This is a genomic window from Parapedobacter tibetensis, assembly GCF_024704835.1.
GTDB lineage: Bacteria > Bacteroidota > Bacteroidia > Sphingobacteriales > Sphingobacteriaceae > Parapedobacter > Parapedobacter tibetensis.
This window is the reverse complement of record NZ_JAMXBE010000013.1, coordinates 25,371-46,819: the sequence shown is the minus strand read 5'-3', so window position 1 is coordinate 46,819 and position 21,449 is coordinate 25,371. Positions and strand designations below refer to the sequence as shown.

8 protein-coding genes are annotated in these 21,449 nt (G+C 50.8%); all 8 read left to right on the top strand.

Going from position 1 to position 21,449, the window contains the following annotated elements; genetic code table 11:
* The first annotated feature begins 89 nt into the window (after positions 1-89).
* The 8 genes from NF543_RS18610 to NF543_RS18575 are packed head-to-tail and all read left to right on the top strand — an operon-like array spanning position 90 to position 21,440.
* On the top strand, positions 90-2,300 hold the full coding sequence (locus NF543_RS18610; RefSeq protein ID WP_257669692.1) for a fasciclin domain-containing protein: 2,211 nt from the start codon (positions 90-92) through the stop codon (positions 2,298-2,300).
* 37 nt (positions 2,301-2,337) lie between these two features.
* Positions 2,338-5,595: a SusC/RagA family TonB-linked outer membrane protein gene (locus NF543_RS18605; protein ID WP_257669691.1), complete on the top strand. Its 3,258-nt coding sequence runs from the start codon at positions 2,338-2,340 to the stop codon at positions 5,593-5,595.
* 8 nt (positions 5,596-5,603) lie between these two features.
* The gene (locus NF543_RS18600; protein ID WP_257669690.1) at positions 5,604-7,085 is read left to right on the top strand and encodes a RagB/SusD family nutrient uptake outer membrane protein; all 1,482 of its coding nucleotides are present in this window, start codon (positions 5,604-5,606) and stop codon (positions 7,083-7,085) included.
* An 11-nt stretch (positions 7,086-7,096) separates the two neighbouring features.
* Positions 7,097-8,728 carry a fasciclin domain-containing protein gene (locus NF543_RS18595; RefSeq protein WP_257669689.1) on the top strand — a complete coding sequence of 544 codons (1,632 nt, stop codon included), beginning with the start codon at positions 7,097-7,099 and terminating at the stop codon, positions 8,726-8,728.
* Between the two features lie 14 nt (positions 8,729-8,742).
* A complete protein-coding gene (locus tag NF543_RS18590; RefSeq protein WP_257669688.1) occupies positions 8,743-10,329 on the top strand; it encodes a fasciclin domain-containing protein in 1,587 nt (528 codons plus the stop codon).
* 6 nt (positions 10,330-10,335) lie between these two features.
* Positions 10,336-13,473: a SusC/RagA family TonB-linked outer membrane protein gene (locus tag NF543_RS18585; RefSeq protein ID WP_257669687.1), complete on the top strand. Its 3,138-nt coding sequence runs from the start codon at positions 10,336-10,338 to the stop codon at positions 13,471-13,473.
* A 14-nt stretch (positions 13,474-13,487) separates the two neighbouring features.
* Positions 13,488-15,122, top strand: coding sequence for a RagB/SusD family protein (locus NF543_RS18580; protein ID WP_257669686.1), 1,635 nt, complete (start codon positions 13,488-13,490; stop codon positions 15,120-15,122).
* 42 nt (positions 15,123-15,164) lie between these two features.
* Positions 15,165-21,440: a LamG-like jellyroll fold domain-containing protein gene (locus NF543_RS18575; protein WP_257669685.1), complete on the top strand. Its 6,276-nt coding sequence runs from the start codon at positions 15,165-15,167 to the stop codon at positions 21,438-21,440.
* Positions 21,441-21,449 lie beyond the last annotated feature (9 nt).

Here is a 21,449-nt window from a genome sequence, read left to right as displayed (position 1 = left end):
TTCCTTAAACTTAAATCCACATTCGTTTTCTAAAATGCCAACGTTTGTTTGACTGAGAGCTATTATAAATCATAACCAATTGACAAATTATGCATAAACCTATTATTAGTCTTATATGGGCTTGTTTGATTTTCTCGGTTTTCTGCCAATGTCAGAAACAACCATGGGAAGAGCATTATGAACGGCCGGAATGGTTGCGGGGAAATGCTTGGGAGGTACTCGAAGCACGGGGGAATTTCGAGATTTTTCTGGAAGCCGCGGAACGTGCCGGTTATAAAAATGTACTCACAGGCAAGGTCATCGCCACGGTGATGGCACCCAATGACCAAGCCATGCAGCAATATTTTCAGGCGCATGACATTGCGTCCGTAGAGGGGATGCCAATAGCTCAATTGCGTAAATTGATAGGCTTCCACCTAGTGTACTATGCCTATGACCGAGCCAAGTTTTCGAACTATCAACCGCAAGGGGTTGACAATGCGATACCTGCTAATGCCGGACTGCACTACAAACATCGCACCCGGAGCCAGGATACCGTATCCGTATGGCGCGACCCAGTGAGCCAACTCAACCGCACGGTATATCACAAAGAGCGGTTTTTGCCGGTAATCTCTTCAACGCTATTTTCGACCAAGGGAATCGATGCGAAGCGCAACTACGAGTATTTTTACCCTCAGAGTACCTGGAATGCAGGTGCCAGCGAATTTCACATTTCAGATGCCTATGTGGAGGAATATGCGATTGCCACCGATAATGGTTATGTGTATCTCATTGACCGTGTATTGGAACCTTTGGAGACCGTGCATAAACTATTGAGCGATGAGCAGGATTATTCAACGTTCATGAAGATATACGATCGCTTCATCGAGTTTTGGTATGATGCTCCTACCAGTGCACAATACAGCGGCCTAGCCGATTCGCTGTTCATCGTGCGCCACGGCGCATTGCCACAAATTGCCTCGGAATGGTCATATAATGGAGAGGATGGTCAGCCGGATTATGCCAACTTGGGTGAGTTATCCTATAAGGCGTTCAATGTATTTGCCCCCAATAACCAAGCGCTCAGCCAATTCTTCGAAGCCTATTGGAGCAGCTACTATCCATCCATAGACGATGTGGGATTCCTTCCGCTCTCCCTGCTGCTCAATAACCACGTATATCAAGGCAACGTGGTATTTCCGGATGAAATTGCTCAAGGCAACAAGATCACCAGCTCGTATGGAAACCCCATCACGTTTGATCCCTATACCGAAGTGGCTACCAAGGGTATCGGCACCAATGGTGTATATTATGGCTTGAATAAGGTCATCGTGCCTAACATGTTTTACAGTGTCACTGGGCCATTGCTGCAAAATCCCGACTACAAGATGTTCTTGCACATGGCGGCCAACGCCAATATCATCCAGCCATTGATGAGCGACGTGGTGGAATATACCCTATTTGTGCCCGAAGACGAGGTCATCCTGAACACCCTGTATGGCGATAGTTATTTGTTCTGGAATGAAGGCCATCCCTTGCGCTATGGTGATGAGGCTGTGGAGGTGGAGAATTCAGAAGGTATCCGCGTACCGATGAGCCAGTCTGCCATGAACCAATTTGTCTCCAACCACATCGCTTCCGGCCGTATCACCCAGTTTGCAGGTAAGCAAGTGTTTCGTACGCGCAATCCATTTAACTACCTGTATGTGACCCAAGATGGCGTGGCTTCATCGGCATCCTACAACAACGGTATGTTTTTTCCGGTACGGCAAATTCCGGGCAGCTGGACAAACGGCCTCGTGTATGCCACAGATGCCGCTTTGCTGCGCGAGCCGGGGAGCATCAAATTCATGATTGGCGGTGCCACCACCGCCACGAGTCCCTTGCAAGAATTTTCGGAGTTTGCCATGCTGCTCAATCGGGCTGGCTTACTCCCGTCTGGTTCGGAATTGTCATTCTTGTTGGGTGAGCGTTTCCTGCTCTTTGCACCGAGCAACGAGGCCATCCGTGAAGCGTTGACGATGGGAGGCATTATTCCAGAAGACAACACTGAGCTGGCCGAGTACCTTAAATACTATTTTGTGCCCATCAATGAAAACTCCCTCAGCGATTATCCCTTTCCGGGGTTCGGAGTGCAGGGCGAATGGCGTACCGCCCACCTGGCTGGAGGTATGCGCTCGCGACTCACATTGACGGATCAAGGGGCCACATTGCAGCTGCGCGATGCCACAGGGCAAGTGGCCCAGGTGGTGAGTGAGTTTCCCAAGACCTTCAATGATGGGGCCATCTATCAGATAGATAGGCTGCTGTCATTGAACTAATAAAAAGACCGGTTTAAGCTGTTTAAACAACATACGAATGAAAGAAAAATGTTTTTTACTGGGATGCTTGTTGCTTTGGGCCATGTGGTCCAGCGCACAGCAATCCAATATCTTGCGGGGAAAGATCTCAGATCAGGTGGGTAATGCGTTGGCCGGGGCTACGGTTTACATTGAAAACCAAGACCGACGCAACCTGAACGGTTCGCCCACAGATGCCAATGGCCTCTTCCGCATTGAAGTGCCCGGCCAATCAAACCTCACCATCGTGTTTTCGTGCCTTGGTTTCCAAAGCCAGCGCATACCTTATCAAGGCCAAACCACCCTGAATGTCATGCTCCATCTGGCAGATCAGCAGATTGAGGAAGTGACCGTAGAGGGAAGGGCGCGACCCAAACAAATCAATAGCTTGGGTATATCGTACCGCGACCAAGTATCGGCCACGGAGCGCTTCAATATGGAAGAAGTGGAGTTGATGCCTTTTACTTCCATTGAGTCGGGCATCCAAGGTCGGATGGCCAATGTAGACATCGTGGCTGGAGCCGATCCCGGCTCAAGAAGTTCTATCCGCATACGAGGTACCTCATCGCTAAACGCTAATTCGGAGCCGCTCATCGTGGTAGATGGGGTACCCTATCCCACGAACATCCAGTCAGGTTTTGACTTTGCAACGGCCAATGACGAGGACTTCGGTTCCTTGGTCAATATCTCGCCAAACGATATTGAATCCATTGAAGTGCTCAAGGATGCCGCAGCCACTGCCATCTGGGGCTCGAAGGGCGCCAATGGTGTACTGGTCTTTACCACGAAACGGGGTAAGCAGGGCAAGACACGCTTTTCTTTTTCCAGCAAGCTGGACATGAAGCGCGAACCCGGCACCATCCCCTTGCTTGATGGCTCACAATACGTGAGCTTAATCCAAGATGGGGTGTGGAATACCGTGAATGACCTCGGTTACCAAGGCGGCGAAACCTATACCAACTTGCTCTATAATACCAATGAAATTAATTTCAACCCGAATTGGATATATTTCGATGAGTACAATCGAAATACGAAATGGGTAGACGAGGTAACCCAAATGGGCTATTTCGTAGACAACTCGCTCTCTATGAGCGGTGGAGGTGACAAAGCCACCTACCGCCTGTCACTCGGTTACCTCAATGAGGTGGGTACCACCATCGGCACGGATTTCAATCGCTATAATGCGCTCTTAAGCGTTAACTACCGCTTCTCTAATCGCCTGCAAGTGGTGGCCGATATGTCCTATTCGCGGAGTGACCGGAGTAGCTCTTGGTCAGAAGATAAATTAAGAACCCCCCGCGATATTGCCATGACCCGCATGTCCAACATGAGCCCTTATGTGATCGGCCCCGACGGGCGCTGGACCCCTGAGTACTTTACTCCCCGCCTCAATTTCCAAGGGACGTTCGAAGCGGATGATCCCAAAAACAAGATATACAACCCCGTGGCGATGGTCAATGAGTCCGTCAACAATTCCCTCGGTGAAAACGCCCGGGTGATCTTCCGCTTGATGTACGACGTGGTCCCCGGCTTGCAATATACGGGGACAGTGGGTTTTGATACCCGATCCAATAAAAACCGGAAATTCCTACCCCAGTCCGTTACCGGCGTATCTTGGGTGCACAATTATTTCAACCGGGGCTCAGACATGCTCTCTGATGATCTCTACCTCAATACGGAAAATAAATTTATCTATAACAAGACGGTAAATGACGACCATAATTTCATTGCGAGTGCGCTCCTCCAGACCAACGAGGCGCGTGAGTTTGCTTATGTGAGTGAAACCGCGGGGAATGCCTCCTCTGGATTGTCCGATCCCACTGCAGGCGGGTCGGTGGTGGAAATGGAATCTGGCAATACACTCAGACGGAACATCGGTGCGATTTCTAATTTCTTCTATGCTTTCAAGAGCAAGTACATCGTGAACGGGGGATACCGCTGGGAAGCCAACTCCAGTTTGGGACGCCAACACCGTTGGGCAGGCTTTCCTTCTTTAGGTGCTGCTTGGCAGTTCGGCGACGAGGCCTTCATGCAGCGTTTGGGCATATTCCAGCTAGCCAAGTTGCGCTACAGCTGGGGGCGCAGTGGCAATGCACCGGACGGGGCCTGGCCGTACCTCGGTGTGTTCCAACCCATCACCCCGGGATACATGGACATGACAGCCATCAACCCCACGCGGATCCAACTGGAGAACCTAAAGTGGGAAACCATTACGCAATCCAACGTGGGTCTGGACCTGGCCATGTTCGACAATCGGCTTTTTGTCACCGTTGATGTATATGATCGCAAGACCACAGACCTACTACAAAAAGACGTGACCCTGCCCAGCTCTACAGGTTTTGGTACCATGAAATTCTACAACTCCGGTGTGTTGTACAACCGTGGTTGGGAATTCATCCTCAACTATGATGTGGTCAAGCAGACCGACTGGCGTGTGCAGCTGAGTTTTAACCTCTCGCGCAACCGCAATGAGGTAGTGGAATTGCCGGATAATAAGCAGTTTGAAAACTATGAATTCGATAATGGAAAATACGCCCATCGGATCGTCGAAGGCAATCCGGTAGGATCGTTTTACGGCTACCGCTATTTGGGTGTATACCAAAATGTGGATGATACCTATGCGCGGGATGCGCAGGGCAACCTCATTTACAACATTAACGGCGAGCCGGTTTTCATGGCCAACGGACCGCGCAAGGCTTATCCGGGTGATGCCAAATATGCCGACATCAATGGTGATGGGGTGATTGATCAGTATGACATCGTGTACTTGGGTAATGCCATGCCCCTATTCACCAGTGGCGGTGGTGTAACCGTGCGGTACAAGAACTTCATGCTCACCTCGTTTTTCCATGGCCGGTTTGGCAATAAGGTTGTCAATAGTGCCCGCATGAATACAGAGAATATGCGTGGGGCTGGCAACCAAAGCTTGGCCGTGCTGCGGCGCTGGCGGCATGAAGGCGATCAGACTGAGATTCCACGAGCGCTCTATGGATTAGGATACAACTACCTCGGATCCGACCGGTTTGTGGAAGATGCTTCGTTTGTACGCCTCAAAAATCTCTCACTGCGTTATTCGCTACCGAAAACTTTCTTGCAACGGCACGGCATCGAGCGCTTCGATGTGTTCATGACGGTGCAAGATTTATACACCTGGACAAACTACACGGGGCTGGATCCGGAAGTATCCCTGTCAAACGATATATACTTGCTTAGCCAAGATAACGCCAGTACACCGAGACCTCGACGCTATGCGTTGGGAATTATGTTGGACTTTTAATCCGCTGAATGATGAAACGAATTTGCATATATATTGTGATGGTTGCGATGCTCTCGCCTTTGGGTGCCTGCAACAAATGGCTCGATGTGCTACCTGAAAACGAACAGGTGAGCGACCTGTATTGGAAAGACAAAGAAGAAGTGGAGGCCGTGTTGGGCGCAGCGTATGTGCGGTTGCAAGAAACCCTGCAAACCCAATTGATCTGGGGTGAAGCACGGGGAAATGGCTTGGCGCTGGGGGGCATTCTTACGGAGACTACGATGGATATCTATCGAATGAAACAGTTCGACCTAATCCCTTCCAATACCTTTGTGCAATGGAATAAATTTTACCAGATCATTAACCTCGCGAATATGGTCATCAAGTACGCCCCAGATGTGGTGGCCAAGGATCCTTCATTCAGCGAGCCAATCATGCGTTCCTTCCTTTCGGAAGCCTATTTCCTGCGGGCACTGAGTTATTTCTACCTGGTGCGCAATTTCAGGGATGTGCCCTTAATCACCGAGCCTTACATGAACGATGAGCACACGTTTGAGGTGGCTAAATCGCCCGAAGTAGCGATTTTCCAGCAAATCATCGCGGATTTGGAGATCGCCATCCCAAGTAGCAAGGAGACATGGCCCACACTTTGGGAAACCAAGGGACGCACGACCAAATGGGCCATATATGCGCTCCTCGCCGATGTATACCTTTGGACCGAACAATACGACCAAGCCATTGCCGCCTGCGACCAGGTGCTGCAATCCGGCTGGATAGGCTTGCTGGAAGGGATGGTAAATAACAAGAACCGCTGGTTTACCATATTCAGCGAAGGAAATAGCAACGAAAGCGTCTTTGAAATCCAGTTTGACTTTACGAAAAACCAGACCAACGACATGATGCAATGGTTTGGCACATCATACAATTGGGTGATTTCATCGCTGCTTGTTGCCCAGTTTGAGCTTTCTCCGGAAGATATCCGCGGGCAGGGGGCAACCTATAACATTGGCGATTTCAAACTGTGGAAATACCTCGGTGCCGAAGCCAATACCGGCATACCACGTACAAATAGCGATCAAAACTGGATACTCTACCGCATGGCGGATATCTACCTGATGAAAGCCGAAGCGCTGGTGATGAAAGGTCAGGCCTACTACGGCGAAGCGTTGGATCTCGTAAATCGCATTCGACAACGGGCGGGCATATCGGCACCGTTGGGTGGTGGATCTACCGAGCTGGAGATGCTCCATATCATAATCACCGAAAAGGCACTCGAATTCGTCGGGGAAGGTAAGCGCTGGTATGACATCCTGCGTGTGGCCAAACGTAACCAATATGCCTACAAGGAATACCTGATTACGCAAGTGCTGTCGAGCGCACCGGGTGGTTCGGCACCGGTAATCCGCTCCAAACTGCTCAACGAAAACAGCCACTACCTGCCCATTCACATTGATGAATTGCAAGCCAACCGGCTGTTGGAACAGAACCCATATTACAATAACCTCAATTAACAAAACCGGTTATGAAAAGGAAACGAAATGTTATACACCGCCTGACGCAGTACTGCTGGTTGTTCTTGCTTCCGTGCCTTTGCCTGCATGCATGTAAAGACCTATATGAAGATGATATCTACACGGCCTTTGATGAATTGCCTATCGGCATGTACTTGAAGGAGAACCCCGATGATTATAGCCAATGGGTGGCACTGATGGAACATGCGGGGCTGTACAGCACACTGAACCTAAGGACCACTTACACCTTCTTTGTGCCCACAAACGACGGGGTAAACCGTTACCTGCAGGCACAGGGTTATGGGGCTATTACGGATATCCCGAAAGATGATGCCGCTTATTTGGTGAAATATCACCTTATCCACGGTGTCACGGTAGACCTTGGACAATTCCAAAGCGGGGCCATAAACGATCTCAATGAAACGGACGATAACCTCTCCGTCGAATTTAGGGGAGAGGGAGGCGGACTGGATGCTGTTTACCTCAATGGGGAAGCCCGGTTTATACGATTTGATATCCAGGCAACCAATGGGATCATCCACACGATCGAAGATGTATTGGTGCCGGTCACGGCAACGATAGCCGACCGCTTGGAAGACGCTAGGTACAGCATCTTTTATGAAGCGATGGTAGCCGCGGGATATGAAACTATGCTCCGCACGGTATACACGCAGGAGACCGATCCGCAGGGTAATCCCATTGAAGTGCGGTACCGCTATACGGCCTTCGCCGTGGCTAACGAGGTATACCAGCAACATGGCATCCAGAGTTTTGCTGAATTGATAGCTGCGTTGGATGCCGGTGTCGGCCCTTACAATGTACCAGACAACGCGCTGCACAGCTACGTATCATATCACTTGCTCCACCAGTGGCAGTCTTTCGCGGAGTTGGGTGTATTTCCGGGTGGCGAACAGACGAAAAACATCAATACACTGGCCGAAAACCAGCTGATGAGCATATCGGATACAGCAGGCGAGCTTTTGATTAACTATGATCCGGACAACAACGACGGGATTCGCTTTAACGAAGCCAATATCCCCTCTAAAAATGGGGTAATCCATGAAGTAAACCATTGGATGCCCATATTTACGCCACCACAGGTGGTGGTGGTATGGGAGTTAACGGACTATCCGGATCTCGCAGCCAATGTGACGCAGTACCGCAATCCAAGTTTGGGCGCACAATATAATCGGACATTCCAGCAAGGAGAGTTGACCAGCTACCACTGGGTATCCCAACCGGAGGACAAATTCAATGTGCTTACCTATCGGAATAACCGGGCCGCAGAAGGCATCTGGTATACGGATGTATTGAACTATGATCACCTCCGTATCGAACTAGGCGAATCCGGATGGATGGAGATGGAAAGTCCGGTAATCGTCAAAGGGACCTATCGACTTAAAGTGATTTGGCCGAGCCCTCGGCAGGCCAGCACGACCGGCATCTGCGCATTTGCGCTTGACGGGCAGATGCTCCGGCCAAGGCACAACATATCCAATACACGGGAAGACCGGGTGTTGGAGGAGACGCTGGGTACGGTGACCTTTACCGAAACCGAACCCCATACGCTGCGCGTGGTCTCGCTGGATGGCCGCCTGATTACCTTGGATTACATCAGGTTTGAACCTATGGATGAGCAATAACAACTAGAAAAATCATGGAGAAACTATATAAGATACTCTTGTGTGCATGCCTGGTACTGGGTATCAGTGCATGCCAAAAAAAGGTTTGGGACGAGCATTTCAACGATGACGACCAACATGCGGTGGTATCGCCGCTGAACCTGCTGGACTATCTCAAAACCGTACCAAACTACAGTCGGTTTGTGGAAAAACTGGAAGAACTCGGTGTGGCCGAGCAGCTCACCCGTGACCAAAACCTTTCGGTATGGGTGGTGACGAATGCCCAGATGGATCGCTTGGCGTCTATGGGACTAGACGAACGGTATGTGATGCTTTACCACATCAATCACCTCACCTTTGACTTCACCAAACTGAAAGCCGGCACACGGGTGCAGACGCTCAATGGTAAATACATCCAGGTGGAACGCACAAGTGAGACCATTTTCGTGGGTGATTCCTACATCAGCAACGGGAACCAGCTGTGTCGCAATGGGGTGGTGCATGAAATCAACGAATTGATGAGGCCCGATGAGAGCATCTACGATTACCTTTCGGCTTTGGGCGATGATTACTCCATCATCCGGGATTCGGTGTTGGCGCTCAATGATACCGTTTTTGACGAGCAAAACAGCATTCCCATAGGGGTGGATCCTACTGGCAATACGCTGTATGATTCGGTATTCGTCATTACCAACCCGATTTTCGAAGTAGCTAATTTCCGCTCTGAATTTGCTCAGGTAACGCTATTCCTGCCAAGCAATGCTGTAATTGAGCAATGCTTCGAAAACTTGGGGGAACTATATGAACAGTTCGGCAAGGCGTTTACACCCGCTGATAGCCTCATTGCTTACCAATGGATACGCGAAGCGGTATTCTACGGACAAATTATTGACGACTATGGTAGCCAACGCGACTTAGTGTCGGCTTTCGGCAAGTTTTGGCGGACGGATATTCAACAGGTTGATCCAAATTTCCGGCGGATGAGTAACGGCAGGATCTACGAAATAACCCACCTGAAGATACCGAATAATGTGCACATCCAAATGATCAAGCAATTGTTTCACTATTGGGAATTTGTGCCCGAAGGAGACAAACCGGCGTTGTTTACATTACATAACGTTACGGATATCGTGCCTACCAACCGTGACCATGTGACCTTCCCTACGCTGGGGATTGAATTGACGTATCGCACGCTAATGATTCGAGGTGACTTGGTAGCGGGCCAACCGGCGAGCATAGATTTCACACCGGTATTGCTCGAACAGCGACCAGATGGCTCATCGGGCTACCGTGTGGTAGAGGTGCCACCGGGAGAATATAATCTCTATATGGGATTCCGCTCCAGCGCACATCCCTTTGTCAACATTTATGTAGATGGCAAACCGGTGACCATGAATCTCAATGTGGTGCCAGCAACGCCTTGGAACTATGACCGGGCCACGAATACGGTTCCTGGTACACGGTATAATGGTTGGGGTGGACTTGTAGGTCCAGTGGTCATCGAAGGCGATCAAGTGAGGAGTTTTAGGATTAAAGTTGAATTTGCCGGACTGAGTAGCGGATCTATCGAGCAGATGGAGCCGTATCACTGGGCACTGGTGCCCACGCAGAATAATTATTGATAGCATATGATGGCGATAACTAAATTTTTTTTAAGGTTTATGGTGCGTCTGGTACCGAAGGAAGTGGTCAGTATTTTCTTGGTGTGCATCGGCATGGCCCTACCCGGGTATGCCCAACAAGATAGCCTAGTGCTAACCGGAGCGGTAATCAGTGGATATGATGGTGCATCTCTGGAGGGTGCTGTAATCGCGGTGAAGGGATTTGAGATGACCGCGCAAACCAAGGCTGATGGTAGTTTTAGCTTGGTCATGCCGGCCGAAGCAACCGAGATTACCATTTGGATGCCCGGTTACTACGAAGCAACCTTGCCTATCCTGGGACGGCAGCACCTTACAGTGACACTCGTACCCGACAGTCGGATGAAATACTATGACGACGAATCCCTAACCAGTCCGCTGTATGCGGATGCAGCAGCCCTGTACCAGCGTGATTTCCGACGGGGTGCAATCACCCTGGAAAACACCCTGCAAGGGCAATTTTCCGGGCTCAACGTAGTCAATAAAAGTGGGATGCCGGGCGAAGGGGCAACCTTACACTTCAGGGGCGTACGCTCGTTTGAAGGCAGTAACGCCCCCCTGGTGGTGCTAAACGGTGTGCCCTATTTGCCAGATATGGGCAATTCGCCCGTGATCGGTGGGTATTCCAACAGCCTATTCAGCCCATTTAACGTGAAGGATATCCAGCAAGTACGATTGCTCAAAGGGGCGGAGACGGCAGTTTATGGAGCGATGGGCTCTAATGGTGTACTGCTCATTGAGACGGCGACACCGGATGATATGGAGACCGTCATCGAATTTGCTGGACAATATGGGGTGGCATACAATAGGGCAAGCCTGCCTGTATTGGGGGCAAGTGACTTCAAAAGCTACATTGGCGATGTAGGGCTCACGCAGTTTGAAGACATGGGCGAGATGCTCAACAATTTCCCTTTCTTGCGCGACGATCCGGACTATTACTATAATTTTCTGTACAATGCACAAAGCAATTGGCAGGATATGCTATACCGCCCTGCATTCGTGACAGACAATCACCTCCGTATAAAGGGTGGAGACGCCGTAGCCAAGTATAACCTATCTCTGGGTGTCACCAATCAAGGAGGTGCCTTAGACAACAGCGCGATGACGCGCTACTCCACCCGGCTAAATGCCGCTGTGGCCCTGGGTAGAAAATTTGATTTACATGGCACAGTAGGGTTGAGTTATCTGACGAGCAACTTGCACGAACAGGGCATGCTGGAAGCAACCAACCCGATACTCACCGCGCTAAGCAAGGCACCCATCCTGAACCCATATACCAAAGATGAGTATAACAATGAGCTGCCTAGCTACGATGTGGTGCGGCAGTTCAACATCAGCAATCCCCTAGCTGTGCTCAACACGATGACCGTGCGCTCAGATATGTATGATGTATTCGTAAACGCTGGGGTAAATTACCGGCCAAACACAAACTGGACCATTGGGACGGTATTGGGTATCTATACCAATTATACCCGACAGTCAACCTTCGTGCCCGGCATTACCGATAGAACGGTTATGCCGCTGGAGAACGGTGTGGCCCTGAATACCGCCAGGGCTGGCTCTGGCCAAACGTCCAATCTGTTTTACCGGCTCAGTGCCCAATACCAGCAGCAATTGGGTAACCATCAGGTGGAAGCAGGTGGGGGCTACCAACTGCTGATGGCAAAAAATGAATTCGATGCCGGTTACGGGCGAAACACCAGCTCGGATTTTTACAGAACACTTAGCCATGTAAGTAACGACGGAAGGCAATTCTGGGGCTATAATGAACCTTGGAACTGGATGAACTTCTATGGTTATGGGCGATTGCACCTGAACAACCTATTGTCACTTTCAGCGTTCCTTTCCGTGGATGGCTCGTCGGCCACCGGAAGCGGAACCAACCGCTTTGGGGTGTTTCCGGGTGGGGAAGTGAGGTGGCGCATGGCCAATATGGAGGCTTTTGTAGGAAGCCAATGGCTTGACCAACTGGACCTACGCCTAGGCTACTCACGTACGGGGAACAGCCGGTATTCGTCCAAACTGAGCAGCCCGTCCTATAGCAGCCAGCTTTACCGGCAACTTTCCGGAATCGTGGTGGGCAATATACCAAACAATGGCCTCCGTTGGGAAGACAACAATACGCTCGATGCCGGCATCGATATCGGAATTCTTAACAAAAGGTTGAGAGCCGGAATAGGTTATTACCATACCTTAACAAAAAATGTGGTGCAGGCCCGTACCGCTTCACCTGTGGCGGCGCTTAGCCATGTGTATATCAATGGTGCGGAGATTAGCAACCGGGGAATAGAAATTGACCTCTCCGCGGCATTGATAGAAAAGCGGAACGTTTCACTCACCATTGGTGGCACGTTCAGCACTTATACGAGCGAAATCAAGAGCCTTGGTGGCGATCAGCAACGCATACATGGGTTTACCGATGGATCGACACTGATCTCACAAGTGGGCCAAGCGCCTTACGCGTTCTACGGTTATGCAGCTAATGAAGTGATCTCCTCAGCAGATGCCGCCCAATCATTGGGACTAGTGGATTACAAAGACCTCGCATTTGAAGCTGGAGATATTCGGTTTACTGATGCCAACGGGGATGGGGTGATCGATCGCGCCGACCGCTTTATCATTGGCGACCCCAACCCGGATTTCTTCGGCGGAGCCTATTTCGATGTACGCTACAAACAGCTGTCTTTGACAGGCTATTTCAATTTCAGCTATGGCAACCAAATTTATAATGGCGTGCGTAGGCACATAGAGGCCATGGATGGGTATGGCAATCAGTCTACCGCCGCCCTGCGCCGGTGGAAGGCCGACGGCCAGGTCACTGATATGCCAAGAGCGGTGTACGGCGATCCACTGGAAAACAGCCGCTTCTCTTCCCGATGGATCGAAGATGGCTCATTCCTGAGGTTGAGCAACCTGGCACTCCGCTATCGCATAAAAAATAACCGTATTCGTGTCCTAGATGGTGCAGAGATCTATCTCGTTGGCGAAAATCTCGTGACATGGACGAAATACCTTGGGTTAGACCCCGAAACCGCGTTCAGCCAGGATCCCATGATGATAGGAATGGATTATGGGAATTTGGCACAACCCCGCACGTTTAAGGCGGGTATTAATTTGACATTCTAAGAAGAAAGAAAACGATGAAACTACAGGTGTTTACTACGTGCTGTCTGATGGTGCTGTTATCAACCAGTTGTTCAAACTTTTTTGAGGTTGATGCAGACGATATGCTAAAGGATGAAGACTACATCGGCGAAAGCAATGAGCTATATTCCGGGTATATGGGCATAGCCGCCAAGGTACAAGATGTGGCAGACCATGCCATATTCCTCGCCGAGCTGCGGGGAGATCTGTTGGAACCCACCGCAAACGCCCCGCAGGATCTTTGGGATATCTATCGCCACAGGCCAGCAGAGGGAAATCCGTTTGCAAGCCCCCGAGGCTATTACAATGTGATCTTGAATGCCAATAACTACATCCATAAAGCGATGGAATACCGCGTCAAATATCCACGTGCAGTGGATGAGGCCCATTTTGGGCCGCTGATCAGCGGCGCGATACGCTTCAAGGTATGGGCTTACCTCATGTTAGGCAAACTCTATGGTGAGGCAGCTTATACTGACGAGCCAAATGTGACGCTGGACAACTTGAGCGGTTTGCCCGTATTGAGCCTCGATGAACTAATCCCGAAACTGATCCAGTTGATGGAGGTGGGTGTCAACGGATTCAATGGAAAATTGGTATTGAACTGGGGCAATGTGCTGTTCCCTGGGGTAACCGCCTCCGAACAAGATTTGGTGTGGAACATGATCTGCCCCTCACCTGAACCGCTGCTTATGGAGCTTTACCTATGGGCCGGACAATACAGCAGGGTAGTCGAAATCGGCATGCCTTTTATCTATGACAACGGAGGCAACCGCTATAAAATCGGGAATGACGACTACAACGCCGAATGGGTGCAGGTATTTACACGCGATCCAGTAACGAAAACCCGTGTGCTCATCAACATCGTGCCGTTTGATTTTGAACGCAACCAAACCAATCGGCTAATCCGATATTTCTCGAACACTTACCCTTCCGTATACTACCTAAAGCCAACGCAAGTAGCGATGGATCGTTTTAGGCAGCAAGTGCGGCTGGATGGCCATACCATTGGAGACCTATACAGGGGAGAAAATTACACGTTTACCCGGCAGAATGGAGATTGGGTAATCCGCAAATTCTCCCGCGATAGGGAAACGGCTTCCGAAATCCATAAAAACAATGTACACATTGTGTTGTACCGTGATTCCGATGTACACTTTTTTATCTTGGAAGCATTGAATCAATTGGAACTTTTTGATGAGGCCGAAGCGCTGCTCAACGATGGGATTAACCTGTACTTATCAAGAAACAGCGGAAACTTGCAGTATCCGTTTAACAATGAAGCATGGAATGCCGCGTTGACCCGCAATTGGGGCATCCGCAGACGGATTGATCTTGGCCCGGTATACCCCGCGGGCTTGTCCAAAGCTGAGCTGGACACCCCTGAAAAGGTGACGGCCTACAAACGCGCTTTGGATGAGCTGATTGTTGAAGAGACCTGTATGGAAAGTGCTGGGGAAGCGAAATCGTATTTTGCCATGATTCGTATCGCCAAACGGTGGAACGATCCTGCCATCCTGGCCGACCGCGTAAGTGCAAAATATGAGGAAGGAATGCGCCAAACCATGCGCGATCGATTGATGGATCCGCAAAACTGGTTTGTCCGGTATTCCCTTTCGGGAATCGAGTAATAGCTATCATTCGAAATGAACCAATTAGAAAACCGACAAATTATGAAGAGATTAACAAACGCTTTGATTGGCGCACTTTTCGTCGCCTGTGTTTTGTTGACGTTGGGAGTTCCCCTTCGAAGTACAGGGCAAACGCTCGCTTTTCCGAGTGCGGAAGGTTTTGGGCGCCATGCAGCAGGTGCCCGTGGGCATGCCAGCCCGCAGGTGTATATCGTAACCAACCTAAATGACAGCGGTCCGGGATCTTTCCGCGATGCGGTGAGCCAACCCGGCCGGTTTGTGGTATTCGCCGTGGGTGGCATCATCCACTTGCAATCGCGCCTGGTGGTGGCACCCTATACCACTATCGCTGGGCAGACGGCCCCAGGAGACGGCATCATGCTATACGGGAGGAACGTGTCCTTCTCGGGAGCCAGTAACACCATCGCTCGGTATTTACGCATTCGTATGGGAGCTAACGCCGGAGCAGGTAGCAGCGAAGATGCATCGGGCGTCGCCAACGGAAGCAACATCATATTTGATCACATGTCCTTTTCTTGGGGGCTGGATGAAGTGTTTTCCATCAACTGGGATAATAAAGGAACGGATCCCGATAACATCACCATCCAAAATTCAATCATCGGCCAAGGCCTGCATCGGCATAATCACTCTGCCGGGGGGCTGATGGAGCCGGGAGGCAAGGTCAGTATCCTGAAGAGCTTGTATATCAGCAACAAAACGCGGAATCCCAAAGTGAAGGGAACCAATGAATTTGTAAATAATGTGGTATACAACTTTGGAAACGACGGAAACCCGCATGGCCATACCATCTCGGGCGATGCCTACATCATGGGAGGGTCTGCCTCGGTCTCGGAAGTGAATATCATCAACAACTACTTTATCAGCGGACCGCATACGCCAAGTAAAACCACACCGTTTTCAAGGGGTACACCCACGTTTTCCTTGTATGCGGCCGGCAATTATTTTGACACGAATAAGAATGGGCAGCTGGATGGCTCCTTGGTGCCCGAGAACGAAGCCGGATATCCGGGTATACCTGAAGGAAATTTTATGGGCCAGCCTTATGCCTACCCCACGGCTTCGGCAGCAATGAATGCCATTGAGGCCTTCGATTGGGTGGCGGAGCATGTGGGTGCAAACTACCCACGCCGCGACCCAGTGGATAACCTATTGATTGGTGACCTGCTGTCAAAGGGCGCTTCGGCCCACTACGCATATCGCGAAAACGACTTACCACTCGCGAATGGCGGGTTGGGTGAGGTCTATGGTGCCCCAGCACCGATGGACTCAGACGGGGACGGTATTCCCGACGATTGGGAAGATGCACACGACCTCGATAAGGACAATCCGGCCGATGCGCTGGAAGAAAGCACAATGGAGGCAGGTTACCTGAACATCGAGGTATACATCAACTCCTTGGTAGACAGCCCTGCACCGGATTTTTTGAAGCCGCCAATCGCGGTGGTGCTGGAAGCCGTTTCCGAAGAGGAGCCGCCCCGAAGCATCGTTACCCTGCAATGGGACGATAATGACCACGAAGCAGGAACCGTGGTGATTGAGCGCAGGGAAGCGGAGGGTGATTACGAACAAGTGGCCGAGGTAGCCGTAGGGGAGGAAACCTATGAGGATGATGACGGGCTCACGCCCAACACCACCTACCATTATCGGCTAAAAATCATAAAGGAAGGGATGGAATCCAGTTATGGCCAAGCTTCAATCACGACACCACCGATACCTACCGCTCCTGAAAAACCACAACAACCCCATCCAACAGACGATTATCAATACGTAACCGTTGACCAAACTGGAAGCGCATCATTGGCATGGCAAGGCAGCGAGAATACAGCAACCTATCTGGTGTTCCTTGGTGAATCCGCCGAGAGCTTGACCCAATTGGCCGAAATAGAACAGGGTGCCACGCCTAGCTATGCCGCGCAGGGACTGGAACCCGGCAAAACGTATTTTTGGCGTGTAGACGCCCGTAATGACAAAGGCACAACAGCGGGCGACACGTGGACATTCCGGACAGAAAATGTATTCGAACAAGGACTGGCAGGCTATTGGGCTTTCAATGAAGAGGACGGCGACCGGACAATCGTAGACTCCACAACATACGAAAACCATGGCGTGCTGGGATTTGATGACGATGCGCAAGGTGTGCGCGTGGATGGCAAGAAAGATAGGGCTATCGATTTGGTCAATGTAGATGCGGCCATGTATCCCATCAACATTCCGCATGAAGATCACCTGTACCTTGGGCAAAGCTCGTTTTCCATCGCCTTTTGGATGAAAGGGGACGGTACGCACCTCCCGCAAGATAACAGCTGGAGCGCCTACCTGCTTTGTAAAGGCTCGATTACGCGTAACGGGAATACCGGCGCCACGGGAAAACGATTCAATATCGAATTCAAGAACAAACAAATCCGCTTTGCCATTGACGATGACAACGATGCCAATGGTGGCGGGAAAGATGAACTGCAGCTCGACGGTACACCCTTTTTCACCAATGAATGGGTGCATGTAGTGGCCATCCGGGATGCGGAATCGAAACAGCTGAAAATATACCGGAATGGTGCGGCTGTGGGCCAGGCCACCATCCAACGGGCGCTGGCTGGTATCGGGGAAGCGAGCGACCTGATCATTGGCAACATTGGCGAGCTGGAGTTTCTTAGTGGTCAAAATACTCCGGCACCATACCGTGGGCAATTAGACGACCTGAAACTGTTTAACTATGTGTTGAGCGATGCCGAAATCATGGCGGAATACGCCGGCGATTCTACACTACCGGATAGCGACGGGCCGACGCCCGAGATGGTCGCACACTACAAGCTGGATGAAACATCGGGCACGATGGTGTATGATGCCAGCGACCATGCTAATCACGGTATGCTGCGTGATTTTGGAGCCGATCCATGGATTGCCGACGGGCAGCACGGCGGGGCCATCAAATTTGATGCGACTACTCCCACAGGTGCTATTGTGGTTCCGGCGGCCAGCCAGAACGCCTTTGATGCCAATTCGTTCACCATCTCATTGTGGATGCGTGCCGCGGAGAATACCTATACCCCATCGGCACAGAATGCCTACCTCATCCAGAAGGGTACCTTCGGCGGCGTGGGCAAGTGGTACGGTATTCAATTGAACCACAGCAACCGCTTGGTGTTTGCGGTGGATGATAATATCGTGAAGAGCGATATCTATGCCGATGTGGCGGATATCGACCTGTATAGTGGGGAATGGAAACATGTGGTGGCAGTTCGCGACCGCGATGCACAGAAACTGTTGTTGTACGTTGACGGGCAGTTGGTGAAAGAAGGTAACGACGGCACCGTGGAGGGTATCGCCCAAGCGGATTTGGATTTACTGATTGGCAATTCAGCAGAGGAGCGCCCCTATCGTGATGACTTGGACGAGGTGAGGCTGTACAACTATGCATTGACGCCCGAGGAAATCGTGGCGTTGTTTGAAAATAAAGAGGAACCCGGATTGGTGGCGCATTACCGGCTGGATGAAACCTCGGGCACGGCAGTGTACGATACCAGCCCGTACGGCAACCACGGCGTGTTGCAGGATTTTGGCAGCGACCCATGGGTTTCCGATGGCCAGCGCGGTGGAGCCATCAAGTTTGATGCGACCACTCCGACTGGTGCTATTGTGGTGCCAGCAGCCAGCCAGAACGCATTTGACGAAAATTCCTTTACCATCTCGCTGTGGATGCGGGCTACCGAAAATACGTATACGCCCTCGGCACAGAATGCCTACCTCATCCAGAAGGGTACCTTCGGCGGCGTGGGCAAGTGGTACGGTATTCAATTGAACCACAGCAACCGTTTGGTGTTTGCTGTGGATGATAACATCGTGAAGAGTGATATCTATGCCGATGTGGCGGATATCGACCTGTACAGTGGGGAATGGAAACATGTGGTGGCAGTTCGCGACCGCGATGCGCAGAAACTATTATTGTACGTGGACGGGCAGCTGGCCAAAGAAGGGAACGACGGCACCATTGGTGGGATTGCGCAAGCCGATTTGGACTTACTGATCGGCAACTCGGCAGAAAGCCGGCCTTACCGGGACTACCTGGATGATGTACAGCTGTATAACTACGCGCTGACACCGGAAGAGGTCGCTGCATTGTTTTCACCTCCAATAGTGGAGTCCGACCTCGTGGCGCATTACCGCTTGGATGAAGGCCTGGGGTTGGTGACTGACGATGCAACTGCCTACGCAAACCATGGTGATTTGGACAACATCGGCGCTACCCCTTGGATAACCGAAGGCAAGTATGCCGGTGCACTGGACTTTAAAGACAATACCGAGCGGGGGGGATGGCGTGTGCCTGCCGCGCAACAATTGACCTTTGACAATAGTTCATTTACACTGTCGTTTTGGGTACAGGGTACCAGTGCGAATCTTCCACAAGACAACAACTCAAGTGCATATTTGCTGTGCAAAGGATCCATAGGCCGCAACGAGTCGACAGGGGCTACCGGCAAGCGATATAATATCGAGCTGAAAAATAAGCAACTCCGCTTTGCCATCGATGATGACAACGACGCCAATGGCGGAGGTAAAGATGAGATACAGGTCGATGGTGTTCCGTTTTTCTCGGGCGAGTGGGTTCATGTGGTAGCCATCCGCGATGCGGAAAATAAGCGGCTGAAGATATACCGTGACGGGGAATTGGTGAACGAGCAGTCAATTACGAAGGCACTGTCCGGCATCGGTGAAGGTACTGACTTGATTATTGGGAATGTCGGGGCTTTGGAGTTGTCGAACTTGGAAAGAGGCACAGCCCCTTATACCGGTCGGTTTGATGACCTTAAGGTATATGCGCGGGTTTTGAATGACGACGAGGTGAAACGAATATTTGAAGGCAAACCGATAGTGAAGGCGGTGACGTATATCAGCCCGGCAGACGGCACGATCGATTTTCCGGTCGCTGGCGCTACCTTCGTATGGGAAGGAGTGGCCACTGCCTATACGCTTCACTTGGGTACGGATGAAAACGACTTGGTTACCATAGCTGAAGGAATCACGGGCGAATCGTATACCGTTCCAGAACCCTTGGAATTTGGAGCTACGTATTTCTGGCGCGTTGATGCATTGTTGGATGGAGATATGGTAACGGGCGAAACGTGGAGTTTTGTAACCGAAGCCAAATCGATACCCGTCATCCACAATGATGTCGTGCACGAGGTGAACGAGTTCAGCCCAGCGCATACCGTTATCGCCCAGTTGACCGCTGACAATCCAGAAGGGGAGACCCTCTTTGACTGGCGGGTTACGGAGAATGTAGACGTAAACGGCAATGGAGCCGACGCATTCAAGCTGGATGCCGAAACCGGGGAGTTAGCGATCAGCGATTCGGCGGATTTCGTATTCGAAGAAGGACGTATTTTGGAATTGAAAGTCCGGGTCAGCAATGGTGCGGGCGAAAGCGACGAGCAGACGATCCAAGTACTGGTGAATTTTGTGAACAGGCTACCATCGTTTGACGTGGTGGCACCGGTAGAACATTGCTACAGTCCGGAGGAACGCGTTATCCAGATTTCGGGTATCAATCCCGGCCGTGAGATGGATCAGACTGTAGAATTGTCGGTGAACGCCAATCCATCGCGCATGTTCCATTCCTTGTCGATTACGCAACCCGAGGATGGAGTAGCCTACTTGCATTATACGCCCAAGGCGGGCATCCACGATCAGATAACTGTCTCGATAATCGCCAAGGACAATGGAGGTACGGCGAATGGAGGCCAAGATACCTATAGCCAAACGTTTACACTAGAGGTATCCGCTAATCCGGATATCAGCATCTTAGCCGATAAAGATCGCGTGGAAAAGGGAGAGGAGGTGAGACTCACGGTCAGGAATAATGCCCGTGGAAATTTTGCAATGACTTGGCATTTCGATGACCAAGTAATAGGTGCTACCGACATATTAACCGTTCACCCACAGGTCACCACCACTTACGTGGTAAAGGCCACTAATCCGTTGGGTTGCGAAGACGAAACATCAATCACCATCACAGTGTTTGAGCCGGAGGAACTCGCCGTGACCAACGTAGTGACACCTAACGGAGATGGCATCAACGATACTTGGATGGTCAAAAATATCGAGCTATATGCTGGCAACGACGTGAAAGTCTTCGACATATCGGGAAGGGTGCTTTATCAGACTAAGAACTACCAAAACGATTGGAATGGCACCTACCAAGGAAAACCACTGGCGGAAGGAACCTACTATTACATCATCACGTTTGACAGTGGGCGGGAAACGCAAAGAGGATATATCAATATTGTAAGGGAAAATAGGTAATAAAAGAAG